The organism is Kribbella sp. CCNWLW201 (assembly GCF_037203805.1).
Classification (GTDB): domain Bacteria; phylum Actinomycetota; class Actinomycetes; order Propionibacteriales; family Kribbellaceae; genus Kribbella.
Window position 1 is genome coordinate 299,890 of the sequence record NZ_JBBCBQ010000010.1, and the last position, 25,719, is coordinate 325,608.

Sequence of the window (25,719 nt, forward strand, 5' to 3'; positions counted from 1 at the left end):
CCCACCCGCCGTCGGATGACCGAGGCAACAAGGGAGACACCGCAATGACGACGCACGAACTGGCTATGAGCGTGGTTCAGTTGGCCGCGCCACTGGCCGACCCCAACGTCCCGACGGGAGCCGACTTCAAGGACTGGGTCCTGGTCATCGCGGGGAACATCTTCATCGCCATCCTCGTGCTCCGCGCGATCGGCCATTACTTCAAGCGCGAGTGGGGCGAGCTGTTCGGCCATATCGCGGCCGGGGTGCTCGTCGGTGGTCTGATCTATGCCAACAACCAGACCATCAACGTGCTCAAGGGCTTCTGGGGATTGCTGTCCGGAGGTAGCTGAATGCGCGTCGGCCGTACCCTGACCCACCACTTCGAGATCGAGACCCGGCAGTACGACCTGCTCGGCATCGACCTCGGAGAAGGCGCCCGGCGCCGGATGATCATCTTCGGAGCGGTCATCATCGTGCTCTGGGTCGCGCTGCTCGTCCCGTTCATCGGGGTGCCGCAGAAGACCACCGTCAGCCTGTACATCGTCCCGCCGTTCGTGATCACCGCGTTCGGCTGGCGACCCGGTAAGTTCCACGAACGCCGCCGCCGCGTGACCGAGTGGGCGCTGGCCGTCCGCTACGCGTTGCGCGCCCACCGCCCGATCATCGGTCTCGGCGCCCGGGCCGCCGACAAGACGGAGTACTTGCCATGGCGTGAGCGCGTTGCGACCCAGAAGGTGGCCAACCTGGCGAAGGCCAGAGTGACCCCGGAATGGGACCGCGAGGTCGTGGTGGAGCTGGATCCGAGAGTCCGCGCCGGTGCGGACATCACGGTCAACCAGCGTGCCCGCCTGCTCGGGGCGGACCACGTGCAGCGGGTCAGTCGTAGGACGTCGTCTGGGAAGAGGCCTGCATGAAGATCGCTGACAAGCTCCTGAACCTGGTGGGCGTCGGCCGCGAGCGCGGCCTGCCGCCGCCACGCTTGGTCGCCATCGCGGACGGCCTGCTCGTCACCGAACGCAGCGCCGAGGCGTGGTTCCTCATCTCCGTGGCGAACACGGACCTGGCCACCGAGTCCGAGCAGGACTCGGCCCTCGACGCCGCCGTGAGTGCCGCCGCGACGATCCTCGGCGACCGGCTCAGCCACCTGAAGGTGGTCTGGGGCCGCTCGACCGGTCAGGACTACATCGACAGCGTGGCCGGCCACTACCGGCTCGGCGACCACGAGGCCTGGGCCCAGACCCGGGCCGACCGGATCGACGAGATGCGGATGCCGGAGCGGTACGTCGCTCTCGGCGTACACCTCAGCGACCGCGACCCCCGAGCGACCGCCCAGGTCCGGGGTTCCATCAGCGATGCCCTCGGTACGACGTCCTGGCGCGTGAGCGCCCGTGAGCTCGCCCATCTGGACGAGCGGGTCCGCAAGCTCGGCCGTCAGCTCGGATCGACCGTCTGGCGGGCGCACACCGCGCCGGCCGAGGTGATCTCCTGGCTGATCAGCCGCGAGATGCACCGCGGTGCCGTCGCCGCGCCCCGCCGCGGCCTGATCACCGGTGCGTCCCTGGCCCGGCTCACCTCGGGTCGAGTGGTGCCGTACACCGACCATCTGCGCATCTACGACACGCGTGGTCAGATAGCGGCGTACACGACCGTTCTCGCGATGACCGACTTCCCCGAGGAGCTCGAGACCCCGGGCGCGGGGGAGTGGCTGCGCACGCTGTCCGAGATCAAGGCGATCGACGACGACGGCGACGAGATCGACGTGACCGTGGAGGCGTCTGTCCGCTTCCGGGTCCTGACGAAGAAGACCGCTCGGCACCTGGTCGACGAGACCCGCAAGAGCGCCAAAGAGCAACGCCGGTCCGCCGCCAAGGGCACCGCGGAGGAGACCGCTGACGAGATCGTCGAGACCGAGCGCGTCATGCGCGAGGTCAAGCGCGACATCAACCGCAGCGGCCTGACCCTGGTCGAGGACCACCCCCGTCTGCTGGTCAGCGCGGACACCCGCGAAGACCTCGAGGCGTACGTCGACGCTGTCATCGCGCACTACGCCGACCGCGGCATCACCGTCGCCGCCGGCGCGGACGAACAGCGCGACCTCTGGCTCGAATCGCTGCCCGGCGACCAGTTGCGCGTCCCCGATCTCGGGCACGTGCGTGAGTCGACCGCGTTCTTCGGCTCCTGGTTCTGGGGCGGCGCGTCGATCGGTGACGCGACCGGTCCGGCGATTGGCTATCTGACCGGCTCCACGCCTGGTCTGGTGCGTTTCGACGCTGCGGCCGGCTCTGCCCTCGGTGACGCGACGACGACTTTGTTCTTGGGCCGGTCCGGTCGAGGCAAGACGACGGCCGCGATGCTTGGCGGTCTGGACTCGGCCTTCGCCGGTGCTTGGGTTCCGCTTCTGGATTTGAAGGGTGACGCCGCGGGCGTATCCGCAGTCGCTGCGGAGTACGGCGTACCGACTGCTGTCATCGAGATCACCGCACAGTTCTCCGGGGCTGCCGACCTGCTGCGCGTGCTGCCGGTCGACGACGCGTTGCTGCAGGCGCCGTCGCAGTTGATGTTGCTGCTGCCGCCGCACTTGCGTGGAGCCGCCGAAGCTCCGGTGATGGCGGCCACCCGGGCCGAGATCCAGTCGCCCGATCCGTCGTCGTGGGGCGTGATCCAGCGGCTGTGTCAATCGGACTCCGAGACGACGCGTACGGTCGGTTTCGCCCTGCGCGACCTGGTCGAGACCGGCCTCGGATCGGTCGTGGCCGGTCCGCCGTCCGGCCTGTCCTCGCTGACCACGAACCCAGGCCTGTGGGTCGTCCAGATGCCAGGCCTGACGCTGCCCTCACCCGAGTCGGCGCCGGAATCCTGGTCGCCGATCGAACGTGTCGGCATGGCCTGCCTGCGCGGCTGCCTCGCCTGGATGGTCCGTACGACGGGACGCCGCGAGTTCCGCGGGCGCTCCAAGGTCGTCATCGTGCCCGAGGTCCATCTGCTCACGAAGACGCCCGACGGCGCGTCGTTCCTCGACTACATCGCCCGGGTCGGCCGCGCCCTCGGCGCCTCGCTCGTGCTGGACACCCAGGACCCCGCTTCGATCCTGAAGCTCCCGGGCCTGGTCGAGCAGATCACCACCCTGTTCGCCTTCAGCCTCCGCTCCCGCGAACAGGTCGACTCGTTGCTCGAGCTTCTGGGCAGGCCGCAGACCCCGCCGTACCAGACCCTCGTCCGCGGCATCAACACCGCCGCCAACGGCAAGAGCATCCGCCACGGCCACTGCATCATGCGCGACCGCTGGGACGAAGTAGCCACCGTCCAAATCGACATCCCCAGCCAACAGGTCGCCGCCCTCCTCCGCACCACCCCCGAATCCGAACACGCCAACGAACCCACCCAACCCATCCTCCCGCCGGTCGAAGAAGACCCCTTCGCCGACGACTACGAGGACGCCCTGGAACCGGCCGCCACAGCCACCGCCCAAGCCGAGGCCCACACCCAGACCCCCGAGCCGCACTACCCGGCCGAACCCGCCCCGGAACCATCGCCCGCGGCCCCAACCTCTGAACCCGTGCCGTCGTACGCACCCCCGCCGCCCACCACCACCCCAGCGGCCCACCAAAACGGCGGCCACCCCAACGGCCAGGACCACAACCACCCCCTGCGCTACGAATCCCCCATCGGCCCCGACGAGGTCTACGACCAAGAAGCCGACGAAGCCGCCTACAACGAAGCCATGTACCCCGCCTACGGCGAAACCGCCCCCACCACCCCAGACCCCACCCCCCAAGCCACCACCCCCGGCAACAAGGAGCACGTCGCATGACCTGGTCACGCCGTCTACGGACGGCCGTGACAGTGCTCTCCATCTCCCTGATAGTCACCACCCAACTCGCATTGGCCGCCGACCCAGAACCGGGCCCGACAAGTCCAACCGGCTTCGGTGACCTGCTTCCGACGCCCGACCTGACGCACGGTGACACGCGAACTCTGTTCGAGCAGTACAGCCCGATGGCCTACGGGCTGGACTTCGAGCGGAGCATTCGGGATCCCATGGAGGCCGTGTTCAACGGCTACGCCCACATAGTGATGATGTACATCGTCGCCATCACGCGGGGTGCGATTTCGGTGGGTTGGTGGCTGTTCTCGTTCACTGACGTCAAGCCGCTCACCGAGGCGACGTCAGCAACGATCGGAGCGACGAGCACGCAGCTGGTTGGTTGGCTACTGCCGTCGGCTTTGGCCTTCGGTGCGGTGGCGGCGTACACGCAACGCAAGACCAGCGGCAGCGCATTGGGCCAGTTGGCGTGGGTCTTTGTCGCCGGTGTGCTCAGCATCAGCTTTGCGCTCGCTCCGGCGACCTGGCTGCGAGGTGTCGACGGTGCCCGCCAGATGGGTGCAGGCGCCATCATGACGGCCTCCGCTGACGCCATGGGGCCGACTATGCAAAGTCCCATCGCCTGGCCGGAGCCCGGTTTCACCGGCGCGCCAAGGGACACTTTGCTGAGAAAGTCGGCCGACGCAAGCTGGCGCGGATTCGCGGTGACGCCCTGGTGTATTGCCGAGTTCGGTTCGCTGGAGGCGTGCGGACGGTACGGCAAGGGAATGCTCGACGCCGGAACAGATGTCGATGCGAGGAACAAGTACATCGACTCCGTGATAGCACCAGCCGAAGGTGGCGATGACGCCCCGACAGTCAAGTGGGCGAAGGGCGAGAATGCATTCGGTCGCATCGCTGTGGTCATGCTTGCCGCCATTGCCGCGACCTTGTTCGCCTTTCTCAATATCTCCTTGGCCTTCACGGCTTTGATGGCCTTCGTCGGCTGTCTACTGCTCTTGGTCGTTGGAGTGTTTTTCGCCTGCCTGTGGATCATCCCAGGCCGGACGAGGCAATGGGGACTCAACTGGTTCGAGGCCTTGGTCGGACTTGTGATGCAGTCATTCCTTGCCATGCTCGTCTTTGGCACGGCTCTCACCCTGGTCACGGCTGTATTCAGCCTGACCGGCGTGCTCGGCTGGCTTCCGGTATCAGGTCTGGCCATCGCCGTGCTGATCGCCGGCTTCAGACTACGCAGACTGCTGGACAACCTGACCTCGATGATGCGCCCAGGCTCGGGGAGCATTCTGCTGGGCGGCTTGGCTCGTCGAGGTGCTCTCGGTGTGGCGAAGCGGATGTTCGGTGCCCTCACCAGCAGGAGCGCCGCGCCGGCGCTCACCGAGCGCAAGAGAGGCATGGTTTCTGATGCCGCAACCTCACAACGTGTGTCGTCAGTCCGGGTATACCGGCAGGCGCCTGCAGTTGGTTCGTTGACTCGAGGGGGCGCCGCTAGTTCGCCGTACGAACTCACGGCAGGCCCAGAGCGGCGGAGAACTGAAGGCGCCGGGACGTCAGGTGGAGTCGGGCCCGGTGGTCAGCAGGTGGCTGGTGAAGGTGGCGGGGTTCGGGCGGCTGGGGTTGGTGGGCCGGCGAAGAGTACGTCTGCGTTGAATCTGGCCCGCGCTCGCGCCCAGTCGAAGACCGAGGGGCGGCGGACGATCTCCGTTTCGGCTGCCAATGTCGTTCCCGCGAGCGGTTCGGGGACTTCGCGCGGCGCATCGGCCGAAGCGCAGAAGGCTCGTCATTCGCGCCGGCCGGCACCGGCTCCGGTCAGTGAGACGCGGTATGAGCCGAGAATCCACACGCAGTCGGCCAGCCTTCGCGAGGGACCACCGAAGGTTCGTCATCGGCGCCGGACGCCTTCCGCGCAGCCGCGCCGGTTCCGCGACTACTCCGCCATCACGAAGGACGGCGTGACCGTACACGTACCGACGCGAAGGTGATCGCGGATGGCACGCAAGCACCGATCGACTGACGACCGGCGGGAGGGCGCCGGACGTCAGTCGCGCCACGCCCGCGCTACTTCGCGAGCGGACTCCGAGTACGACGACGACGCCGAGCGACGCCGGCCGGAGGCACCGGACGGTTGGCGTTCGTTGATGAGCACGGATTACGACTATCCGGACGAGTTGGACGAGCTCAGCGGTCGCGACCGCCGTAAGGCGAAGAAGAACTGGCGACGGGACGACCACGCGCAGCGGATGGCGTGGTTGCGCAGCCAGCGCCAGGCTGAGCCCACCAGCCCGGCGGTCATCGTGGCCTTGGTCGTCCTGCTGGCGATCATCATCCTCGGGTTGGGCGGCGGCTTGCCGCGCCTGCTCGGTCGCGAGAGTTCTGATGACGGCGCTCCCGTCGGGCTGCTGACACCTGGCCGCTCGGTGGTACTGCCGACCGCGCCGTCCAACACCCAGCCACGAGAAGAGAACTCCCAGGCCACGACTCCAACCTTAACGACTCCGCCGCCGCAGACTCAGCGCCCGTCTGCCGAGTCAACCGCGCTTGCAACGGACGTGGTCGGTGCCTGGGCCCGTGCGTTCTACACCCGCGACCCGGCCGCGGAGAGCTATTCCGCATTGGTCTCCAAGTGCGCGAAGTACATGACCCCTGAGGTCGCCTCGAGCTTCACAGCTGCCGGCGATCCGACGTACGACGCACTCAAGAACGATGGCGGCAAGTCGACCGTGATCTCGGCCCCGGTCAGTGCTCCGCCGGCCAACGCGGAGGCACCGGTCGACACACCGACGCGGATCACCAGATTCGTCAAGGTCACCATCGATGTCACCGGAAAGAATGCTCAGCGATTCGACGTACCCCTGCTCGTCACGCTGGTGAATCAGAACAGCCAATGGGTCATCAGCGAGGTGTCGGGCGGTACCGGGCCATGACCACGTCAGTGGGGGGCTGCGATGTTCGATGAGCGCGATCTCGGCCGGGGGATCCTCTCGGTCGCGAGCAGGGGCGTGTTCGTCAAGGCCGCTGCCGCCTTGGCCGTGGTCGGCGTGGCCAGTTTGCTGATGCTCGCCCCGTTCGGTGGATCGAGCAAACCGCAGGCCGCCTGCCTACCGCTCGCACCGGGCCAAGCCGACAATCCACTCCCCGGCGGCTCACTTCGGGCTACACAGATTGCGAATGCGAAGCTCATCGACAACGTGGCCGTCAAGCGCGGTCTTCCCGGGCAGGCGACGTTGATCGCGCTGATGACCGCTCTGGTCGAGTCCGATCTGCAGAATTTGGCGTACGGCGACGCCGACTCGCTTGGCCTGTTCCAGCAGCGATGGACTGCCGGTTGGGGCTCGAGGCTCCAAATCATGAACCCGAACTACGCGGCGGACGCGTTCTTCGGCGGGGCCAACCCGCCTAGCCCACCCGGCCTGGTCGACATCGACGGCTGGCCTTCGATGGCGTTGGGCGACGCCGCGCAACGCGTTCAGGTTTCTGCCTTCCCCGACCGTTACGCGCTGCGCGAGAGCGAGGCACGCCAGATCGCGGCCGCCGCCGGCATCGACCTCAGTCGCGCCGGCGATCCGTACGCCGGCCGTGCGGGCGCAGCCCCGAGCGGTTCGAACGAAGGCGTCGCGCAGGACGACGACTGCGGCGGCGAAGGCCTGATCTCCGGTCAACCGGTGAACGGCGTCTGGCCCGAGGAACAGCAAACCGTCACCGACCCGACCGGAACGGGCGGCCTGGTCACCCCGCGTACGGCGGCCTGGGTCGCCGAAGCCCGTAAGAACCTCGGCACCCTGAGCATGAGCTGCTGGGACGCGCACGTCTGGAACCCGACCAGCGACCACCCGCGCGGCAAAGCCTGCGACATCATGGTCGGCACCGACGCCCGTCAATCGTCCCCGGCCCGCGCCCGCGGCGACCAGATAGCCAATTGGGCAGTGAAGACCGCAGGCCAGACCGGCGTGCGCTACGTCATCTGGTACGGCAAAATCTGGTCCGCCCGCCGAGGCACCTGGATCCCATACAACGGCGGCGGCGTCTACAGCCCCACCGACGCCACCGGCGGCCACTACGACCACGTCCACGTGTCCCTGTACTGATGATCGATGTCTCCGTAATCTGCCGCATGTGGCTGAGGCGGCACAGGAAGTGAGAGCTCAATGACCAGTCCGGGCGACCAGAACGAACCCAACGGCCCCTGGACAACCGGCCCATGGCAACCGACAGACCCCCACCACCCCGGCCCTCAGCAAAACGTGCCACCTGCACCACAGTGGAGCCAGTTGCCGCCGGGGGCATCGGCCAAGTCAGATGGACAAGGTGGTCCCAAGGCGGCTGGTGGTCGCGTCGAGGTCTCGGTAGCGACGACTCTCTTCACTGCCGTTCCATGGTTCTTCTGGAGCTTTGTCACGGTTTCCTGGATCGCCGGAATCATCGGTTTCGGTTACGGCTGGATCCTGATAGCGCTGTGGATCCTCTCTGGAGCAGTTGTCTTCATCAAGCCGGTCGAGGAGTTGATCGCTCGCTACATGTTCCGTCTCCGCAAGCCGACTCTGGTCGAAGATCAACGCATTGCTTCGGTCTGGCCGCAGTTGTCGAGCCGCGCCGGCGTGGACGGTGGGAGGTACTCCGTATGGATTCAGGAGTCGGAGGACGCCAACGCGACTCCGACGCCTGGGCACACCATCGCTGTGACGACATGGTCGTTGTACAACCTGCCGGCGGCACACCTGGAAGCCGTTCTAGCGCATGAACTCAGTCATCACTTGGGTGGACGTACGTGGTTGAGCCTGCTGAGCTTCTGGTACTCGATACCTGCGCGCTGCGCACTCATCGGCGTTCGGGCTCTTGGGCGCCTGATGAAGGCAGTCCCGGCGGTCGGATGCCTGGTCATCGGCTTCCTGACGCTCGGCTATCTGGGGGTATTGCTCGCGGTGCTCACATTCGACGACAGCCTTACGTTGCCCCTGCTGTTCCTCACACCGTTCGTTGCGCCGCCGATTCTTGCGTGGCTCGGTCGTCGAGAGATCATGCAGGCCGATCGTCGGGCGGCGGCAATGGGCTATGGCCCCACCATCGTGCAGGTTCTCTACGGGTGGCAGGTCCAGCATCAGAACATGCTCGGGCGAGAGGCCAACAGACGCTCCCAGTTGATGTCGAGCACCCCGTCACTTGGCGACCGAGTCCGCGCACTGGAGGGGTTGGCTCCGCCCGCGTAGGCACTGATCCAGACAGGAGACCGCGGCACACGGAGTCGGGTCCGTTGAATCGCCGCACTCTTAGCCGGCGTCGTCGGTGTTAGCGCGCGTCCACTGACAGGTCGAGGCAACTGCCTGGGCACTGAATCCTTGTTTAGGCCGTGATGCGCTTGATTTCGTGGGTGGCGGTTGGGGAGGTGAAGGTTAGGAGGGTCTGGGCTTCGGATTCTATGGATTGCCAGGCTTTGGGGGTGAGTTTGGTGATTGGTTGGATTTCTAGGGTGGCTTGGGATTTGGTGGTTTTGGTCAGTTTCCAGAGGGCTGCGGCTTGGCCGTTGTGGAGGGTTGAGCCTCTGGTGAGGACTTCTTGGAGGGTTAGGGACTGGCGGGTGGCGGTGTCGATCCAGCGGGTGCGGTCGGCGTGGGAGAGGAGGAGGTTGTCGTACTCGGGGAGGAAGCGGGTGGGGACCTCGGTGTCCTCGTCGGGGAGGTCGATGTCGGGGAGGTCGTAGAGGGTGCGGCCGGATTCGGCGTCGGTGTAGGTGCGGAGATCGAGGCGGTCGAAGACCTCGGACAGGCGGGTGAGGCCGGACCAGTTCTGGGCGTCGGCGACCGAGGCGGGGCCGTAGGCGGCGAGGTAGCGCCGTACCAGGTCGTCGGCTGACGGGTTGGCGGCGACGGGCGAGCCGAGCCAGAGGTCGGCGGTGGACATGGCGGGGTTGCCGCCCTTGCCCCAGATGCCGCGGGGCGGGGTCTGGATGGTGGGGAGCAGGCAGCGTACGGCGTGGGCCAGCGCCGCGGGATCGCGGTCGGGCCAGAGTGGGGCGAGGTGTTCACGCAGTTGTACGGCGGTCGCCGGGCCTTCGGCCATGCGTTCGATACCGGCCTTCAGTACGGCGTCGATGTCGACTCCCTCGAGCCGGTGCCGGCCGTACGTCATGTTCTGGAACACCTCGCGCTCGAGCCGCGGCTGGATCAGCGGACGGAACGCGAGGAAGTCCCGGCTCGACATCAGGTGGATCGTTGCTCGCATCATCGAACCGCGCACGGCCTCGCGGTCCTCGATCAGCCGGGCCAGCTCGGCGGGGTCGAAACCGTTCAGGCGTGTCCACAATCCTACGTACGGCGCCAGCGGCGACTGGGCCTGCATGCCGACGAGGTGTTCGATTGCTTCGAGGGCGGTGGCGTCGTGGCGTTCGATCAGCCATTGGCGGTGCAGGGTGGCGCGGTTCAGGGCCTGCAGACTCAACTTCGACATGGCTGATCCTCTCCTGGATTACGGATCAAACGCTAGGAGCGGAAGAGGTCAGATTCGGTCCTCTACTGGCAGGTCGGCGAGGAAGCTGTTGAAGAGTTCCTGACCGTGTGGCCAGAGGCCGAGGTTGCTGTCGGAGTTGAGGTGGCCGTCGTTGCCGGTGGTGATGAGGGGGACTTCCCAGTCGGCGGCCAGGCGAGCGGCGGCGTCGACGGTGCAGTACGGGTCGTTGTCGCTGGCAATCAGGAGCGTGGGGACAGGCAGGGGAGTCGCGCGAAGACGGATGAAGGTAGGGAGCAGGTCCACGGGGAAGGTGGGCGCGAGTTGATCGGGTGGTGCGACCAGGAAGGCACCGCGAACGCTGGGCGAGCCGACAGTTGTCAGCCAATGAGCGACCGCGAGACACCCGAGGCTGTGTGCGATGAGTACGGCGGGTTCGTCGTCCAGAGCGATCGCGTCGTCGATGGCCGCGCTCCAGTCGTCGCGGTCCGGCTTCGTCCAGGAGGCCGGGGCGATGCGGGTCGCGTTGGGGAGCCAGCCGGCTTCCCAGGTGGACTGCCAGTGGTTGTGGTCCGAGCCGTCGAGGCCGGGGACGATGATGAATCGCATAGGTGCTCCCTTGGATGCCAATGTGTGCTGCCATCCTGGGATAGGTCATCGGGCCTGACGACGCGAACTGATGAAATGAAGGCACATGGGCGAATCGAGCACGAATCCATTGGACCAGATCGATCGCGAGATCCTGGCGATCCTGCAGGAGAACGGGCGGCTCAGCGGCGCGGACATCGGCCGCAAGGTCAACCTGTCGCAGCCTGCCGTGTCCGCGCGGATCCAGCGGCTCGAGCGATCCGGGGTGATCACCGGCTATCGGGCCGTCGTCGATCCCGCCCGAGTCGGTCTGAACATCCATGCCGTCGTCCGCGTCCGGACCACTCACGCGCGCATCCCCGATGCGCTCGAGTTGTTCGCCACGCTCGAGGAGGTGACCGCGACCTACCGTCTGACCGGCGACGACTGCTTCCTGCTCGACGTACACACGCCCGACGCCGGTCGACTCGAGCAGGTGGTCGACGCGATCGGCCGCTTGGGCCCGGTCACCACGTCGCTCGTGCTTCGGGAGTACCCGGTCAAGCCTCTCGCGTTCGGCTGAAGGAGGCGATCCGGTCGGCGTAGGCCGAGCGGGCCGCGTCGTCGACGGTCAGGCCACGGTCGTCGCCGGCCACGCGGCGGCCCCAGGCCATGAGTGGTGATGGGAGTAGGCCGTCCAGGACCTTCCACCCGCCGAGCCAGCGCGGCACCGCGACCTCGGCCTGGCGGGTGCGGCAGGTTCGCAGTACGGCGGCCGCGACGTCGGACGGATCCACGGTCGGAAGTACGCCGCCGAGGCGGACTCCGGAGGACAGGGACGTGCGTACGGCGCTCGGCAGTACGGCGCTCGCGGTCACGCCGGTGCCGTGGAGCTCGCGCCGTACGGCGGCAGTCAGGCCGACGGCGGCGTACTTCGACGCGTTGTAGACCGCCATGCCGGGGAACGGGATCTTGCCGGCCATCGAGGCAATGTTCACCACCTGTCCGTTGCCTCGGGCAATCATGCCCGGGAGGACCAGGCGCATGCCGTGGATCAGGCCCCAGAGGTTGACGTCGAGGGTGGTCCGGCTGATCGCGTCGGGTTCGTCGAGGAAGCGGCCGAGCGGCATCACCCCGGCGTTGTTCACCAGGACGTCGATCCGCCCGGTGTCGGCAATCACATTGTCAACAAAAGACGCGAAGGACTCACGTGAGGTGACGTCCAGCGGCCAAGGCCCGTGCATCCGGTCGACAAGGTCGGCGGGGAGCTCGGGGGAGGGGTCGAGGTCGCCGGTGTAGACGGTCGCGCCGGCGGCTGCGAACGCGGTTGCGGTGGCGAGGCCGATTCCGCGGGCGCCGCCGGTGATGACGACGACTGCGCTGGACAGGTTCAAGGGCTTCATCGGACGACCTCCAAGGGGGCCGAGATCGTGTAGGCGGACGGATCGAACTGGGCGACACGCCTGCGCAGTCGCCCGCTGGACCAGGGCCAACTGAAGCTGTTCCGGCCGTTCGTGTCGTGGTAGTAGCTCGCACAACCTCCCGTCTCGTAGACGGTCCCCGCCAAGGCCGCCTGGACCTCCGCGACGAACGCGGCCTGAACTTCCGGCCGCACGTCGAGACTCGACCAGCCGCGATCCAGCAACGACGAGATCGCGCCGAGCACGTGGTCGAGTTGCGCCTCCAGGATCGTGAAGGCCGACGTGTGCCCGGTGCCGAGATTGGGCCCGAGCAGGTTGAAGAAGTTCGGGAACCCGGCCACCGCGGTGCCCAGATACGCCTGCGGACTGCCCTGCCAGTGATCGGCGAGGCTGCGGCCGGAAGCGTCGAAGACAGTGGTTGCCACCGGCAAATCCAGGATCCGGAAGCCGGTGCCGAGGACAACGACATCCACCTCTGCACAACTGCCATCGGCACCGATCACGCGACGACCATCGAAGCCGGCAACTGCGGTGGGATGCACTGAAACGTTGCTCTGAGCAAGCGCGGGGTAATAGGAGTTCGACATCAGCAATCGCTTGCAACCCAAGGTGTACGACGGAGTGAGTGCCGCACGCAACGATGCCGACGACACTGATCGACGTAGGTGCAGCAACCCGACCTGTTGCACCGCCCGCATGATCCACGGATGCCGGAACCCCAGCCCCAATGCCTCCATCCCCAGGTACTCGGCCCGCCGCAGCGCGCGCTGCAGCACTGGAATACGTCGAAACGCCCACCGCTCCACACCCGGCACGTGATGATCCGGCTTGGGCAACACCCACTGCGCCGTCCGCTGAAACAGATGTAGCGACGACACGACTGGCTGGATCGCCGGCACGAACTGCACCGCCGACGCACCACTGCCCACAACGGCCACCCGGAGACCGGTCAGGTCGACCGAGTGATCCCACCGCGACGAGTGAAACATCGGCCCATCGAAAGTCCCCGGGATCGACGGGATCAGCGGCTGATGCCACGGCCCGGTCGCCGTGATGAGCACCCGCGCCTCCAACGGTCCGTCGCTCGTCTCGAGCAACCACCGCTGCGAAGCCGCGTCCCACTGCGCCCGCAGCATCTCGACGCCAAACCGGATGTGCGGCGTGACGCCGTACCGAGAAGCTGTGTCGGACAGATACGCAGCGATCTCCGACTGCCCGGCGAATGCGCGGGTCCACGACGGGTTCGGCGCGAACGAGTACGAGTACAGCGCGGACGGTACGTCGCAGGCACACCCCGGATAGGTGTTGTCGCGCCACGTCCCGCCGAGCGCCGACGACTTCTCGAGCACGGTGAAGTCGGTGATGCCCGCCTGCAGCAGGCGGATCGCTGCCCCGATTCCAGAAGCTCCTGCGCCGATCACGACGACGTCCATGAAACCACCTCCAGAAACCGACGGTATTCGAATACCAGGAGAATGCCAATACCGTAGGCACTAGAGTCGGATCATGCCGAGGATGACGCGGGCGGAGAGCCAGGCGCGGACCCGCGAGACGCTGGTGGCGACCGCGACCGAGCTGTTCCTGCGGGACGGGTACGGCGCCACGTCGCTGGAGAAGGTCGCGGACGAGGCCGGGTTCTCCAAGGGCGCGGTCTACTCGAACTTCCGCAACAAGGACGAGCTCTGCCTGGCCGTGGTCGACGCGATCCGGGCCGACCAGGCGCACCGGATGGCCACGGCTCTGGAAGGCGCCGGCACGCTCGAGGCGATGCTCCAGTCGTTCCAGCGCTGGGCCGAGGCCACCATCGGCGATCAGGCCTGGACGGTCTTCGAGGTCGAGTTCGCGACGCGCGCGCGTCAGGATGACGTCGTACGGCGGGAGCTCGCGGAGCGGAACGCGCAGATCCGCGATGCGGTCACCCAGTTGCTCGAGGAGCATGCCAAGGAGTTCGGCATCACGCTGCCGATGCCGGCGGCCGACTGTGCCACCGCGTTGCTCAGCCTGGGGGTCGGTCTCGGTGTCCAGCGGGCGATCGATCCCCAGGTCGGTGTCTCGGTGCTTCCGAACGTCATCCGGCTGCTGGCCGGTGGCTGATTTCCCTTGCGGCCGCGGTACGGCGGGACTTTTCCTTCCCTCCGGTGTGCTCGGCGAACTAGGGTTCGACGGATCGTAGTTGTTGCGTTACGCAACTCGTCTACCTAGGAGGGGAAACATGGCGAAACGCGTGATCGCGGTCGTCACTGCCGGTCTGGCCACCGTCTCCGTCGGACTGTCCTTCACCAGCGCTGCGGGGGCGGCGCCGGAGAGTTCCGCGGCGAACCCGGCCGGCCTCAAGCTGATCAAGACCAAGACCTCGCTGCTCGGCAAGCACTACTGGTACCAGCAGACGTTCAAGGGCCTGCCGGTGATCAACGGGTACTACGCCAAGCACGTGACCACGTCCGGTGCCGTCCAGGTCGCCGACGGGCGGGACGCCGTACCGGCGAATCTGGATGTGACCGCGAAGGTGCCGTCGGCAACGGCGACCCAGTCGGCCAACGCGGCGGTGACTGCTCGCGCCGCCCGGGCCCGGATCGCCGGGCCGGAGAAGGATGTGACGCCGGCCCCGACCGCCACCGACGGTGCGGCGCAGTTGGCCGTCATCGGCGGTCCGGACGCGCGGCTGGTCTGGAACGTGACCAGCAGGTCGGCCCAGGGCGTCACCCGCTCGCTGGTCGACGCGAAGTCCGGCAGCGTGGTCGAGTCGAAGGTGATCAGTGATCACGTCGACGGCCGCGGCATCGTGTTCGACCCGAACCCGGTGGTCAGCGAGCGGAACGAGAAGCTGACGGACCAGGACGACGCGAACACCGACGAGCTGTTCCCGGCGCACAAGAGCGTGATCCTGCGCAACCTGGCCGGGAACGGGAAGCTCGAGGGGCCGTACGTCAACATCGTCAAGGCCAAGGGTGGGCTGGCCGAGAGCGCGAACAACCAGTTCCTGTACTACCGCGACGACGACCGGTTCGAGCAGGTGATGGCGTACTACCAGGTCAACCAGACCCAGGAGTACATCCACAGTCTCGGGTTCACCGAGGTGAACAACGAGTCGCAGGACTTCGAGATCAACACCTACAACGGTGACAACTCGTTCTACGACCCGTCGAAGGACCGCATCACGATGGGTGAGGGCGGTGTCGACGACGCCGAGGACGCGGAGGTGATCTGGCACGAGTACGGTCACGCGATCCAGGACGACATCGTTCCCGGGTACGGCGAATCGCTGCAGGCCGGCGCGATCGGTGAGGGCTTCGGCGACTACTGGGCCGTGACGATGTCGGTGCCGGTGAGCCGGAACTTCGACCTGCCGTGCGTGATGGACTGGGACGCGACGTCGTACACCACGACCGAGCCGCACTGCCTGCGCCGCACCGACACCGGCAAGACCACCGACGACATCGTCGGCCAGGTGCATGACGACGGCGAGATCTGGTCGAACGCGCTGTGGGACATCCACAAGTCGCTGGGCCGGACCAAGGCCAACAAGGTGATCCTCGAGGGCACGTTCTTCTACGCGCCGGACACCTCGTTCGCCGACGCCGCCCGGGTCACCGTCCAGGCGGCCCGCCTCCTCTACGGCAAGGCCACGGCCGCGAAGGTGACCGAAGCCTTCCAGGCCCGCAAGATCCTCTGACCACACCAGGTTGTGCGCCCACGGCTACTGTGGGCGCATGACCTGGAACACGGCGGACATCCCCGACCTGACCGGACGTCGCGCGCTCGTCACGGGTGCCACCAGCGGACTCGGCTACGAGACGGCGCTCGAGTTGCTCAGACACGGTGCCGACGTGCTGATCGCGGCGCGCAATCCGGCGAAGGCGGACGAAGCCGCAGCCAACCTGAGCAGGCTCTCCGGTCGCACGCCCACGGTTGTCGAGCTCGATCTCGCGGATCTGACGAGTGTCGAGAAAGCGGCGGATCAGGTCGTCAAGACCTACGACAAGCTCGATCTGCTGGTGAACAACGCCGGTGTGATGGCGACGCCGTACCGGCAGACCGCGGACGGGTTCGAGCTGCAGCTCGGCACCAACCATCTCGGCCATTTCGCCCTCACCGGCCGGCTGCTGCCATTGTTGCTGAAGGCACCTTCCAGCCGCGTGGTGACTGTCAGTTCGTTCATGCACAAGACCGCCCGGGGGATTCAGCCGACGGACTTCCGGCAGCCCGGGCAGGGCTACTCGAAATGGGTCGCGTACGGGAAGTCCAAGCTCGCCAACGTGCTCTTCATGCTGGAGCTCGACCGCCGCGCGCGAGCCGCCGGGGCCAACCTGATCAGCGCCGGCGCGCATCCTGGGTACGCCGCTACGCACTTGCAGGCGGCCGGGCCGGAGCTGGCCGGGCGAACGCTCCAGGCTCGGGTGTGGTCCGGAGCCACCAAGCTGGTCGCGCAGTCCGCGGCCGCCGGAGCGTGGCCCAGCTTGTACGCCGCCACCAACCCGGACGTGCGGCCGGGCAGCTACTACGGGCCGGGTTTCTTCGAGTACCGCGGCAAACCAGCCCTCGTCCTGCCGACCCGGACCGCTCAGGATCCCGCCCTGGCCGAGCAGCTCTGGGCTTGGTCGGTCGAGGCGACCGGAGTGGATCCGACACTCACCGTGCCGAGATAGTGACACACCGGCAACTTTGTGGTTACCCTCCGGTAATCCCGAGCCGGAGGTCGCACCCGTGCGCAGAATCGCAGCCGCCCTTGCTGTCGTCCTTGCCCTGATCACGATCGGCCCGGCCGTCGGTGCCGAGGCGGATCAGGCCGGCTTCAGTACGTCGTACCAGCGGATCCCCGGCGCGGGTGGGATCGAGATCGGCGCCGTCGTGCTGACCCCGACCGGCCAGGGCGACGGACCGTTTCCGCTGGTCGTGATGCCGTCCAGCTGGGGTGTGCCGAACCTCGAGTACGTCGGCCAGGGCGCGAAGCTGGCCACGGACGGGTTCCAGGTCATCTCCTACTCGAGTCGCGGTTTCTGGGACACCGGCGGCGGTATCGACATCGCCGGCCCGCCGACCATCGCCGACGTGACCAAGGTGATCGACTGGGCCGACCTGCACACACCCGCCGACACCAGCCGGGTCGCGGCGGTCGGGATCTCGTACGGCGCCGGCAGTTCGCTGCTCGCGAGTGCGCAGGACCCGCGGATCAAGGCGGTCGGCGCGATGAGCGGCTGGGCGGACCTGATCGCCTCACTCGACCCGAACGAGACGCTCGCACTCCAGTCCGTCGCCGGTCTGCTTGCCCTCGGCAACATCACCGGCCGGCCGGGTCCGGAGATGGCGTCGCTGCAGTCCAAGTTCCTGAGCGGCAACTTCGATGGCGCGATCGCGGAGGCGAAGCAGTTGGCGCCGGTCCGGTCGGCGGCGACTGTCGTCGACCAGATCAACGCCAACCAGCCGGCCGTCTTCCTCGCCAACGCCTTCGAGGACTCGATCTTCCCGCCGACGCAGTACACCGACTTTTTCACCCGGCTGACCGGGCCGAAGCGGCTGCTGCTCGCGCACGGCGATCACTCCACCCCGGAGGTGCCCGGCGCGATCGGCCTGCCCAACGAGACCTGGGATGAGCTCGCTGCTTGGCTGGATCACTATCTGACCGGCGCGAACAACGGCGCCGATGACGAAGCGCCGGTCCAGCTGAAGTCGCAACGCGGCGTCTGGCGCGGGTACCCGAGCTGGGCTGCCGTTGGACAGCCGCGTACGTCGTACCTGACGAAGCCGACCGGATTGTCGCGGACCGGCGCTCTCCAGCCGCAGGCCTCGACGGGCTGGAGCAGCGCCATCGGAGCTGGTGTGCCGACGATCGCGGATAGCGGTGTGGCGCTGGTTTCCGGTGCTCTGCAAGGGCTTCTGTCGATTCCGACCGGCGTCGCGACGCCCTTGGTGGACAGGTCGTTCGCAGGTGTCTGGTCCGGCCCGGTCTACCCCGATGGTGCCGTCGTCAACGGTGCGCCGAAGCTGCATTTGACGGTCAGGCCGTCCGGTCCGGATACGTCGCTGTTCGCCTATCTGTACGACGTCGACGCGCTCGGGATCGGCTCGCTCATCTCGCACAAGCCGTTCACGCTGCGCGGGGCAACACCCGGCGAGGCTGTGCCGATCGATCTCAGGCTGGAAGCCACGAGCTGGGAGGTGCCGGCCGGTCATCACCTCGTGCTCGTGGTCGACACGGTCGACCCGCGGTACCTCGGCCGCAGCGCGATCGGCAAGACCGTCACCTTCAGCTCCCCGGCCGGCGACCCGTCCTCGATCAGCATCCCGGTCGCGGCATGAGTCTCACCCGCCGAGGATTCCTCGGTGTCACCGCTGCCAGTCTTGTTGCGACACCGGCCGTCGCTGCCCGCGGTCCGTCCAGAACGCTCTACCTGGGCACGTACACCTCGCCGGCCGGAGGTGGTTCCGGCATCGGCATCGCGTCGTACGACGTCAACGGGAAGATCACGGCGACCGGTGTACTGGCCGGGGTTGAGGACCCGTCGTTCCTCGTCAGAAGAGGCCAGTTCCTGTACGCGGTCAACGAGCAGACGACCGGGGGAGTGACCGCGGTCGCGATCGATGCCCCAGACAAGCTTCGGGTGCTGAATCGCCAGCCCAACAAGGGATCCGCGCCCTGTCATCTCACCATCGCGGGGAACTACTTGCTCAGCGCAAACTACGGATCGGGTGATCTCGCCGTGCATCCGATCCGGCCGGATGGGAGCCTCGGGCAACAGACCGACCTGGTCGAGCACGAAGGCGCGACCCCGCATGCGCATCAGGTGCTCCAGGTCGGCGAGTACATCGTGGCCGTCGACCTCGGCACGGACTCGATCTACACGTACACACTTGCCAACGGGAAGCTAACCCTGCGGTACCAGACGACGTTGAAGGCCGGGGCCGGTCCGCGCCACCTCGCCTTCCACCCGTCCGGTCACTTCGCGTACGTCGCCAACGAACTCGACAGCACGATCACCGTCTGCCGGTACGACGACGGGCAGTTCACTCCGCTGAGCACATTGTCGACAATCCCACCAGGCGCGCCGCAGAACTTCCCGGGCGAGGTGATCACCTCGGCGAACGGCCGCTCGGTCTACCTGACCAACCGCGGCCACAACAGCGTCGCCGTGTTCACGATCCTGGACCAAGGCGCGGCGATCAGCCTGACGAGTACGCCGTCCTGCGGTGGTGACTGGCCGCGCCACTGCACCCTCGACCCGACCGGCACCCTCATGTTCGTCTCCAACCAGCGGTCGAACAACGTCACCACATTCGCGGTCGACCGCCGTACCGGAGGACTGACCCAGACGAGCTCGTTCAGCACGCCGATTCCGGTCTGCGTCAGTGTTTGACCTTTACGACTCGGGACGCTGAAGCCGCTGGGCGCAAAACCCGGAAAGGATGCGAACTCATCGCATAACCGTGATCCTGGTTACAGCTACCGATCACGGGAGGTGACAAGCGATGGCTGCTCCCAGTCACGCCCTCACGCCCGTGTCGGCGAGCAAGTTCCGGCCGGCCCGCTTCGGGCTCGGTGGCTCGCGACTCGGCGAATCACCAGGTCCGGACGGGGACGCCCGGGCGATCGCCACGGTCGACGCGGCCTACCAGGCCAGCATCCGGCTCTTCGACACCTCCCCGGCGTACGGCCCGGCCGAACATCGCCTCGGTACGGCGTTGCAGCGGCGACCCCGGGGCGAGTTCCTGGTGTCCACGACGGTGGTCGGTGCGGACGCCAGGGAGTCTTTGCGGGCGAGTGCGGAGCGACTCGGCCTCGCGGTCGACCTGGCGTTCGCCGACGAGTCCTCGATCGAGGCGGCGTACCCGGTGCTGAGCGAACTCCGGCACGACGGGGTGATCAAGGCCATCGGCGCGGCGTCCGGCGATTGGCAGCTGCTCGATCGGATCGTCCGCGACGTCGAGCTGGACGCGGTCCTGCTGGCCGGGCAGTACTCGTTGCTCGACCAGTCCGCGAGACCGCTGCTCGATCGATGCCTGGCACGCGGCGTCTCGGTGATCGTGTCCGGCATCCTCACCCCGCAAGTGCTGCAGACCGAGCAGTCGAGTGACCCGGCAACAATCCGCGCACGCCGGATCTCCGCGGTCTGCGAGCGGTACGGCGTCTCCCTGCCGCAGGCCGCACTCGCCTTTCCCACCAGGCATTCCGCGGTCACCTCGGTGCTGATCGCGGCGGCCAGCCCGGCCGAGATCCGGGCCGACGCGGCCCTCGTCCGGCAGCCTGTGCCGCTCACGCTCTGGCGCGATCCGGAGCTGCTGCGGTTGGTATCCTGAGGGCAGGAGCCGCGGTCTGCGGTCCCCGGACGAGTGGCGTCGTACCCGGTCCACGACAAGACGACGCACGCCCCTTGGAGGGGCACTCCGATGCATGCAATCGACATCGTCGAAATCGCTGGTGCGCTCACGATCCTGACCGCCTTCGCGGCTGCCCAGGCCGGGCGGCTGCGTCAGCGCACGGCGTCGTACCAACTCCTGAACCTGGTCGGCTCCGCCGCGCTCGCCGTGATTGCCGCGGCCGAGTCGTCGTGGGGCTTCCTGCTGCTCGAAGGCACCTGGGCAGTGATCAGCCTGATCGGCCTGCTGAGCCTGACCCGCACCCGCGAGCAAGCGACCTAGAACTTGTCGCCAGGGTCCCCGCCGGGTGTGCCCGGGGAGCTGGGCACACCGGTCGGAATGCCGGTCGTCGGGACCGGGGAGGGACTGACTGTGGTCGACGGCGATGTGCTCGGCGACCCGGTGTTCGGCGGCGGCGTGGTCGGGGTGACCGTGACCGTCGTCGTACCGGTCGGGGTCGGGATGACCGGCTCCGGCTCGAGCGGGTCGGCGTTGCGGAACAGCAGCCAGGCGAGGAACACCGCCAGCGCCATGATGAGCGCCATCGTGATCAGGGACAGGATCAGCGCCCACCGCGACGCCGCCTTCAGCGCGCTCGGCCACGGCAGCGGCCAGATCCGGAACAGGCCGGGGCGCCGGCGACCCTCCCAGTAGTGCAGGAAGTCCGGGCCGCGGAACCGGCCGAGCTGCGGGACCCGGTCCATCAGGACCGCGGACAGCACGTCCTCACCGCGACGCTCCGCGATCAGCCGCTCGTCCGCGGCCGCGCTGGACCCGTCGTCGGCCCGGATCGGCCCGATCGCGACCCACAGGGCCAGATCGTCGTCATCGCTGTCGTTGTGCGCCAGTACGGCGTCGCCCGGCAGCTCGTCCACCGCGGTCACGAACCGGTCCCGCGCCGCCGCGTCGTCGGCCGAGCCCTCGGTCATCATCGCGACGACGGCCTCCCGGCCGTTCTCGTCACCCGCTGTGTACAGGTAACCGGCCGCGTTCGCCCCGAGCCGCCCGCGCAGCCAGAACTCGCCGACCCGGGGCGGATCCTCCGGCAGCAGCGGCAGCGCATCCGGAATCAACCGGGCAGGCGTCTCCTCCGGCGCGTCCGCCGCCCGCAGCTCGGTGTCCGATTCCGTCGCAGTCATCACCCCCAATCCCACCACATCCCTGGTAGCACTGTCGCCACAGCCGCCCGCCGGGTCGCCGTACGGCGCGGGCAGGGGAGTGGGGATTTGAACGAGTGGGGAGGATGGGGGGTGGACCTGGTGGGCCGTGCGCCCGGGGGACCCGGGGATCTGATGGAATGGCCGGTGTTGTGAGTGCGCCGGCAGACGGCGCGGCGTTGACAAGGTCCGAGCGTGGACCCCGGAAGGACAGGCATGACCGAAACCACTGTGCCGGCTGGATCGGTGGCCCAGCAGTCCCGGCTGATCGGCGAGGCCGTCAGCGAGGTCAAGCGGGTGATCGTCGGCCAGGAGCACATGGTCGAGACTTTGATGGTCTCGTTGCTCGCGAAGGGTCACTGCCTGCTGGAGGGCGTCCCGGGGGTCGCCAAGACGCTCGCCGTCCGGACTTTCGCGTCGGTCGTCGGCGGCACGTTCGCCCGGATCCAGTTCACCCCCGACCTGGTCCCGTCCGACATCGTCGGGACCCGGATCTACCGGCAGACCCGGGAGGCCTTCGACATCGAGCTCGGCCCGACGTTCGTGAACTTCGTCCTGGCCGACGAGGTGAACCGGGCCCCGGCCAAGGTGCAGTCGGCGATGCTGGAGCTGATGGCCGAGCGGCAGGTGTCGATCGGCGGCCAGACCTTCCCGATGCCGAAGCCGTTCATCGTGATCGCCACCCAGAACCCGATCGAGTCCGAGGGCGTCTACCCGCTGCCCGAGGCGCAGCGGGACCGGTTCCTGGTCAAGATCGACGTACCGCACCCGCGCGGGCACGAGGAATTCGAGATCCTGCGCCGGATGAGCGTGGACCCGCCGGAGCCGCGGCAGGTGCTCAAGCCGGAGACGATCATGGAGCTCCAGCGGTCGGCCGAGCAGGTCTTCGTCCACAACCTGGTCGCGGAGTACGCGGTCCGCCTGGTGATGGCGACCCGGACGCCGGCCGACTTCCACCTGCCCGACCTGGAGCCGATCATCGAGCTCGGCGTCAGCCCGCGGGCCACCCTCGGCCTGATCGCGGCCGGCCGGGCGCTCGCGCTGATCCACGGCCGGGACTACCTGCTGCCGAGCGACGTGCAGACCGTCGCGCTGGACGTGATGGGTCACCGGCTCGGCCTGACCTTCGACGCGGTCGCGGACAACATCGACCCGCGCGCGGTGATCGAGCGGATCCTCGCCACCGTGCCGCCGCCGCAGCCGGTCTGGCGCGACGGCACCGACGGCTCCGGCCGCCCGGAGTTCGTGTAGTGCCCAACCGACCAGATCCGCGGGCTGCGATGACGATCTCGCAGCTCGCCCCCGAGCGTGCACTCCGGCGGCTCGAGCTGACCGTCGTACGGCGGCTGGAGGGCTATCTGCACGGGGAGCACCTGGGCCTGCTGCCCGGTCCCGGCACCGAGCTGGCCGAGGCACGCGAGTACCAGGTCGGGGACGACGTACGGCGGATGGACTGGGCGGTGACGGCCCGTACGACGGTTCCGCACGTGCGGGACCTGATTGCGGACCGTGAGCTGGAGACGTGGGCCCTGGTCGACCTGTCCGCCTCGATGGACTTCGGGACGTCACAGCTGGAGAAGCGGGAGCTGGCCGTCGCGGCGGTCGCCACGGTCGGGTTCCTGACCCACCGGCTCGGTGACCGGTTCGGCGGGCTGATGTTGCGCGACTCGGCTCTGCGCCGGTGGCCGGCGCGGTCCGGGCGGCTGGCGCTCTACGGCCTGCTGCGAGCGCTGCTGGCCGAGCAGGTCAACGGCGACCAGGAGGCGCACCGCAGCGACCTCGCGGCGGCGCTGGAGTCGATGGCCCGCACGCAGCGTAAGCGCGGACTGCGGGTGATCGTGTCCGACTTCCTCACCCCTGAGGACGGCGAGGTCGACAGCCGGATGGAGCCGTCCTGGGAGCGGGCGATGCGCAAGCTGACCGCGCAGCACCAGGTGCTCGCGGTCGAGATCGTCGACCCGCGCGAGCTGGAACTGCCGAATATCGGCGTGGTCATGATCGGCGACCCCGAGACCGGCGCGGTCCGGGAGATCGACACCCGGCGGCGCAAGGTCCGGGAAGCGTTCGCGACGGCCGCCCTCGCGCAACGGGAACGAACGAGGACCGCTTTGCGTAGGGTAGGTGCGGGGCACCTGGTACTGAGGACCGACCGTGACTGGGTCGCCGACACCGTGCGGTTCGTGCTCGCCTACCGGCGAGTGGCGCCCCGCCTGCACCAACCGCCGAAGGGAGTGTCCCGCTGATGGAGTTCCTGTCTCCCGGGCGGCTCTGGTTCCTGCTGGTCATCCCGGTCGTCGTCGCCGGCTACATCTTCCTGCAGCACCGCCGGGCGCAGTACGCGCTCCGCTTCACCAACATCGCCCTGCTCGACCGGGTCGCGCCGCGGCGGCCACAGTGGCGCCGGCATCTGGCCGTCGTACTGGCCCTGCTGGCGGCGTGTTCGTGCATCGTGGCGTTCGCGCAGCCCAAGGACCAGGTCAAGGTGCCGCGCGAGCGGGCCACCATCGTGGTCGCGATCGACGTGTCGCTGTCGATGATGGCCACCGACATCGAGCCGAACCGGCTGGAAGCGGCGAAGAAGTCGGCCAAGAACTTCATCAACCAGTTGCCGTCCAAGTTCAACGTGGCGCTGGTCAACTTCGCCGGTACGGCGTCCATCATCGTGCCGCCGACCACGGACCGGGCCACTGTCCTGCGCTCGGTGGACGGGCTGGAGCTGGCCGAGTCCACCGCGACCGGTGAGGGCATCTTCACCTCGTTGCAGGCGCTCACCCAGGTCCCGCCGGACCCGGACCACCCGAACGACCCCGCCCCGGCGCGCATCGTGCTGCTGTCGGACGGCAAGCGGACGGTCGGCCGGACCGCGCAGGAAGGCGCGCAGGCCGCAAAGGCGAAGAACACCCCGGTCTACACGATCTGCTTCGGCACCGACTCCGGCTTCATCGAGATGGACGGCATCCGGCAGCGGGTGCCACCGGACCGCGCCGAGCTGCGCAGCGTCGCCGAGATCAGCGGCGGCGAGGCCTACACGGCCGAGTCGGCCGGTGAGCTCGAGGACGTCTACAAGGACATCGGTTCCTCGGTCGGCTACGACGAGGTGGACAAGGAAGTCACCGCTCGCTTCGCCGGTATCGCCATGCTCTTCACCCTGGCCGCCGCCGGTGCCTGTATCGCGCTGGCCTCCCGCTTCCCCTGATGGCTTGACCGGCCACTCGCGCCGGGACCGCACGAGTGGCCGGAGCTGACTAGCGGAAGACCTCTCGAGGGATCCTCCCAGGTGTTCGGCCTCAGAAGGGGCCGGACAACGTGATCGAGATGCCGTTGGTCAGGTCGGTGATGGTGACGTCACCGAAGACCACCCGCATCGGCGGGCTGCACTTCGGCTGGAAGGTCGCCGTCAGGGTCAGCGAGAAGTTCGCCTTCCCGTTCTGGACCGGGAACGTGGCGGTGGCCGTGAAGGCCTCCTTGTTGTCGGCCTCCGGGAAGTTCTCGCCCCGGTTGAGGCAGGCGGCCTGGGCCGTGACCTGCACCTGGATCTGCTCCTCGTTGCCGAGACCGGCCTCCTTACCGGCGACGGTCAGCGAGTTGCCCGAGCGGGTGACGGTCGGCGTGCCCACGAAGTGCGGGCTGCCGGCCGACGCGGTGGACACGAAGCAGACCGACGCGATGACGGCCGTGAGCAGGATGATCAGAAATCTGCGCATGAGATTCCCCTCTGGTGATGCCAATGCGGCTGCCAGGCGGCTGGCAGCGATCGCGAACGCGGCGCACCCGGTCGTTGACCAGGTGGCGTCCTGAACTCGCTCAGCGATCCGCTCGACACCGGCGGTGCACGCGGGTGGGCCCAAGCGACCGAGCGCCGGTGACCACGTCTGATCGGCGCCGCCCCACTCACCCCGATTGTTGCCAAGAGCCCACCAAGGTCCCCCAGGCTCAGCTAGACCATAAACCTCAAGTGCGGATTGCGACAGCCATACTG

24 protein-coding genes and 1 riboswitch are annotated in these 25,719 nt (G+C 67.8%); of the genes, 18 read left to right on the plus strand and 6 right to left on the minus strand.

Going from position 1 to position 25,719, the window contains the following annotated elements; genetic code table 11:
- Positions 1–44 precede the first annotated feature (44 nt).
- From V9K99_RS34040 to V9K99_RS34070, 7 genes are read left to right on the plus strand one after another with little or no spacing between them, the layout of a single operon-like run.
- Positions 45–332, plus strand: a complete 288-nt coding sequence (locus tag V9K99_RS34040) for a hypothetical protein (RefSeq protein ID WP_337323699.1) — start codon at positions 45–47, stop codon at positions 330–332.
- On the plus strand, positions 333–896 hold the full coding sequence (locus V9K99_RS34045) for a hypothetical protein (RefSeq protein ID WP_337323698.1): 564 nt from the start codon (positions 333–335) through the stop codon (positions 894–896). It begins immediately after the preceding gene.
- Positions 893–3,793, plus strand: a complete 2,901-nt coding sequence (locus V9K99_RS34050) for an ATP-binding protein (protein WP_337323697.1) — start codon at positions 893–895, stop codon at positions 3,791–3,793. The genes V9K99_RS34045 and V9K99_RS34050 overlap by 4 nt, the downstream gene beginning before the upstream one ends.
- Positions 3,790–5,787, plus strand: a complete 1,998-nt coding sequence (locus V9K99_RS34055) for a hypothetical protein (protein WP_337323696.1) — start codon at positions 3,790–3,792, stop codon at positions 5,785–5,787. Before V9K99_RS34050 ends, V9K99_RS34055 begins: the two co-directional genes overlap by 4 nt.
- A 6-nt stretch (positions 5,788–5,793) precedes the next feature.
- Positions 5,794–6,729, plus strand: coding sequence for a hypothetical protein (locus V9K99_RS34060; protein WP_337323695.1), 936 nt, complete (start codon positions 5,794–5,796; stop codon positions 6,727–6,729).
- Between the two features lie 21 nt (positions 6,730–6,750).
- A complete protein-coding gene (locus V9K99_RS34065; RefSeq protein ID WP_337323694.1) occupies positions 6,751–7,890 on the plus strand; it encodes a hypothetical protein in 1,140 nt (379 codons plus the stop codon).
- A 60-nt stretch (positions 7,891–7,950) separates the two neighbouring features.
- The gene (locus V9K99_RS34070; protein WP_337323693.1) at positions 7,951–9,009 is read left to right on the plus strand and encodes a M48 family metalloprotease; all 1,059 of its coding nucleotides are present in this window, start codon (positions 7,951–7,953) and stop codon (positions 9,007–9,009) included.
- Positions 9,010–9,142: 133 nt separating this feature from the next.
- Here V9K99_RS34070 and V9K99_RS34075 read toward each other — a convergent pair whose 3' ends face one another.
- Positions 9,143–10,246, minus strand: a complete 1,104-nt coding sequence (locus V9K99_RS34075) for a winged helix DNA-binding domain-containing protein (RefSeq protein WP_337323692.1) — start codon at positions 10,244–10,246, stop codon at positions 9,143–9,145.
- A 48-nt stretch (positions 10,247–10,294) separates the two neighbouring features.
- Positions 10,295–10,852 (minus strand): RBBP9/YdeN family alpha/beta hydrolase, encoded by a 558-nt coding sequence (locus V9K99_RS34080; RefSeq protein WP_337323691.1) that lies wholly within the window; start codon positions 10,850–10,852, stop codon positions 10,295–10,297.
- A gap of 85 nt (positions 10,853–10,937) precedes the next feature.
- Between V9K99_RS34080 and V9K99_RS34085 the strand changes: the two genes are divergently transcribed.
- The gene (locus V9K99_RS34085; RefSeq protein ID WP_337323690.1) at positions 10,938–11,393 is read left to right on the plus strand and encodes an Lrp/AsnC family transcriptional regulator; all 456 of its coding nucleotides are present in this window, start codon (positions 10,938–10,940) and stop codon (positions 11,391–11,393) included.
- Here V9K99_RS34085 and V9K99_RS34090 read toward each other — a convergent pair.
- Together V9K99_RS34090 and V9K99_RS34095 are read right to left on the minus strand one after the other, a co-directional pair.
- The gene (locus tag V9K99_RS34090; RefSeq protein WP_337323689.1) at positions 11,371–12,213 is read right to left on the minus strand and encodes an SDR family oxidoreductase; all 843 of its coding nucleotides are present in this window, start codon (positions 12,211–12,213) and stop codon (positions 11,371–11,373) included. The two genes, V9K99_RS34085 and V9K99_RS34090, sit on opposite strands and share 23 nt — an antisense overlap.
- Positions 12,210–13,664, minus strand: a complete 1,455-nt coding sequence (locus tag V9K99_RS34095) for a flavin-containing monooxygenase (protein ID WP_337323688.1) — start codon at positions 13,662–13,664, stop codon at positions 12,210–12,212. The genes V9K99_RS34090 and V9K99_RS34095 overlap by 4 nt, the downstream gene beginning before the upstream one ends.
- Before the next feature lie 73 nt (positions 13,665–13,737).
- Here V9K99_RS34095 and V9K99_RS34100 point away from each other — a divergent pair, with 73 nt between their 5' ends.
- From V9K99_RS34100 to V9K99_RS34130, 7 genes are all read left to right on the plus strand, one after another.
- The gene (locus V9K99_RS34100) at positions 13,738–14,325 is read left to right on the plus strand and encodes a TetR/AcrR family transcriptional regulator (protein WP_337323687.1); all 588 of its coding nucleotides are present in this window, start codon (positions 13,738–13,740) and stop codon (positions 14,323–14,325) included.
- A gap of 118 nt (positions 14,326–14,443) precedes the next feature.
- Positions 14,444–15,904: a M4 family metallopeptidase gene (locus V9K99_RS34105; RefSeq protein WP_337323686.1), complete on the plus strand. Its 1,461-nt coding sequence runs from the start codon at positions 14,444–14,446 to the stop codon at positions 15,902–15,904.
- A 37-nt stretch (positions 15,905–15,941) separates the two neighbouring features.
- Positions 15,942–16,877 carry an oxidoreductase gene (locus tag V9K99_RS34110; RefSeq protein WP_337323685.1) on the plus strand — a complete coding sequence of 312 codons (936 nt, stop codon included), beginning with the start codon at positions 15,942–15,944 and terminating at the stop codon, positions 16,875–16,877.
- Between the two features lie 58 nt (positions 16,878–16,935).
- Positions 16,936–18,528 carry a CocE/NonD family hydrolase gene (locus V9K99_RS34115; RefSeq protein ID WP_337323684.1) on the plus strand — a complete coding sequence of 531 codons (1,593 nt, stop codon included), beginning with the start codon at positions 16,936–16,938 and terminating at the stop codon, positions 18,526–18,528.
- On the plus strand, positions 18,525–19,583 hold the full coding sequence (locus V9K99_RS34120; protein ID WP_337323683.1) for a lactonase family protein: 1,059 nt from the start codon (positions 18,525–18,527) through the stop codon (positions 19,581–19,583). Before V9K99_RS34115 ends, V9K99_RS34120 begins: the two co-directional genes overlap by 4 nt.
- A 112-nt stretch (positions 19,584–19,695) precedes the next feature.
- Positions 19,696–20,523, plus strand: a complete 828-nt coding sequence (locus tag V9K99_RS34125) for an aldo/keto reductase (protein WP_337323682.1) — start codon at positions 19,696–19,698, stop codon at positions 20,521–20,523.
- Between the two features lie 3 nt (positions 20,524–20,526).
- Positions 20,527–20,593: riboswitch (guanidine-III (ykkC-III) riboswitch) on the plus strand.
- A 20-nt stretch (positions 20,594–20,613) separates the two neighbouring features.
- Entirely contained in the window at positions 20,614–20,865 is a 252-nt protein-coding gene (locus tag V9K99_RS34130) for a CBU_0592 family membrane protein (protein ID WP_337323681.1), read from the plus strand.
- On the opposite strand, the gene V9K99_RS34135 is transcribed toward V9K99_RS34130, so the two are convergent.
- Positions 20,862–21,722, minus strand: coding sequence for a hypothetical protein (locus V9K99_RS34135; RefSeq protein ID WP_337323680.1), 861 nt, complete (start codon positions 21,720–21,722; stop codon positions 20,862–20,864). The genes V9K99_RS34130 and V9K99_RS34135 overlap by 4 nt on opposite strands.
- 234 nt (positions 21,723–21,956) lie before the next feature.
- Between V9K99_RS34135 and V9K99_RS34140 the strand changes: the two genes are divergently transcribed.
- From V9K99_RS34140 to V9K99_RS34150, 3 genes are read left to right on the plus strand one after another with little or no spacing between them, the layout of a single operon-like run.
- The gene (locus tag V9K99_RS34140; RefSeq protein ID WP_337323679.1) at positions 21,957–22,991 is read left to right on the plus strand and encodes an AAA family ATPase; all 1,035 of its coding nucleotides are present in this window, start codon (positions 21,957–21,959) and stop codon (positions 22,989–22,991) included.
- 29 nt (positions 22,992–23,020) lie between these two features.
- Positions 23,021–23,983: a DUF58 domain-containing protein gene (locus tag V9K99_RS34145; protein WP_337323678.1), complete on the plus strand. Its 963-nt coding sequence runs from the start codon at positions 23,021–23,023 to the stop codon at positions 23,981–23,983.
- Entirely contained in the window at positions 23,983–24,936 is a 954-nt protein-coding gene (locus tag V9K99_RS34150; protein ID WP_337323677.1) for a VWA domain-containing protein, read from the plus strand. The genes V9K99_RS34145 and V9K99_RS34150 overlap by 1 nt, the downstream gene beginning before the upstream one ends.
- A gap of 91 nt (positions 24,937–25,027) precedes the next feature.
- On the opposite strand, the gene V9K99_RS34155 is transcribed toward V9K99_RS34150, so the two are convergent.
- On the minus strand, positions 25,028–25,444 hold the full coding sequence (locus tag V9K99_RS34155; RefSeq protein ID WP_337323676.1) for a hypothetical protein: 417 nt from the start codon (positions 25,442–25,444) through the stop codon (positions 25,028–25,030).
- Positions 25,445–25,719 lie beyond the last annotated feature (275 nt).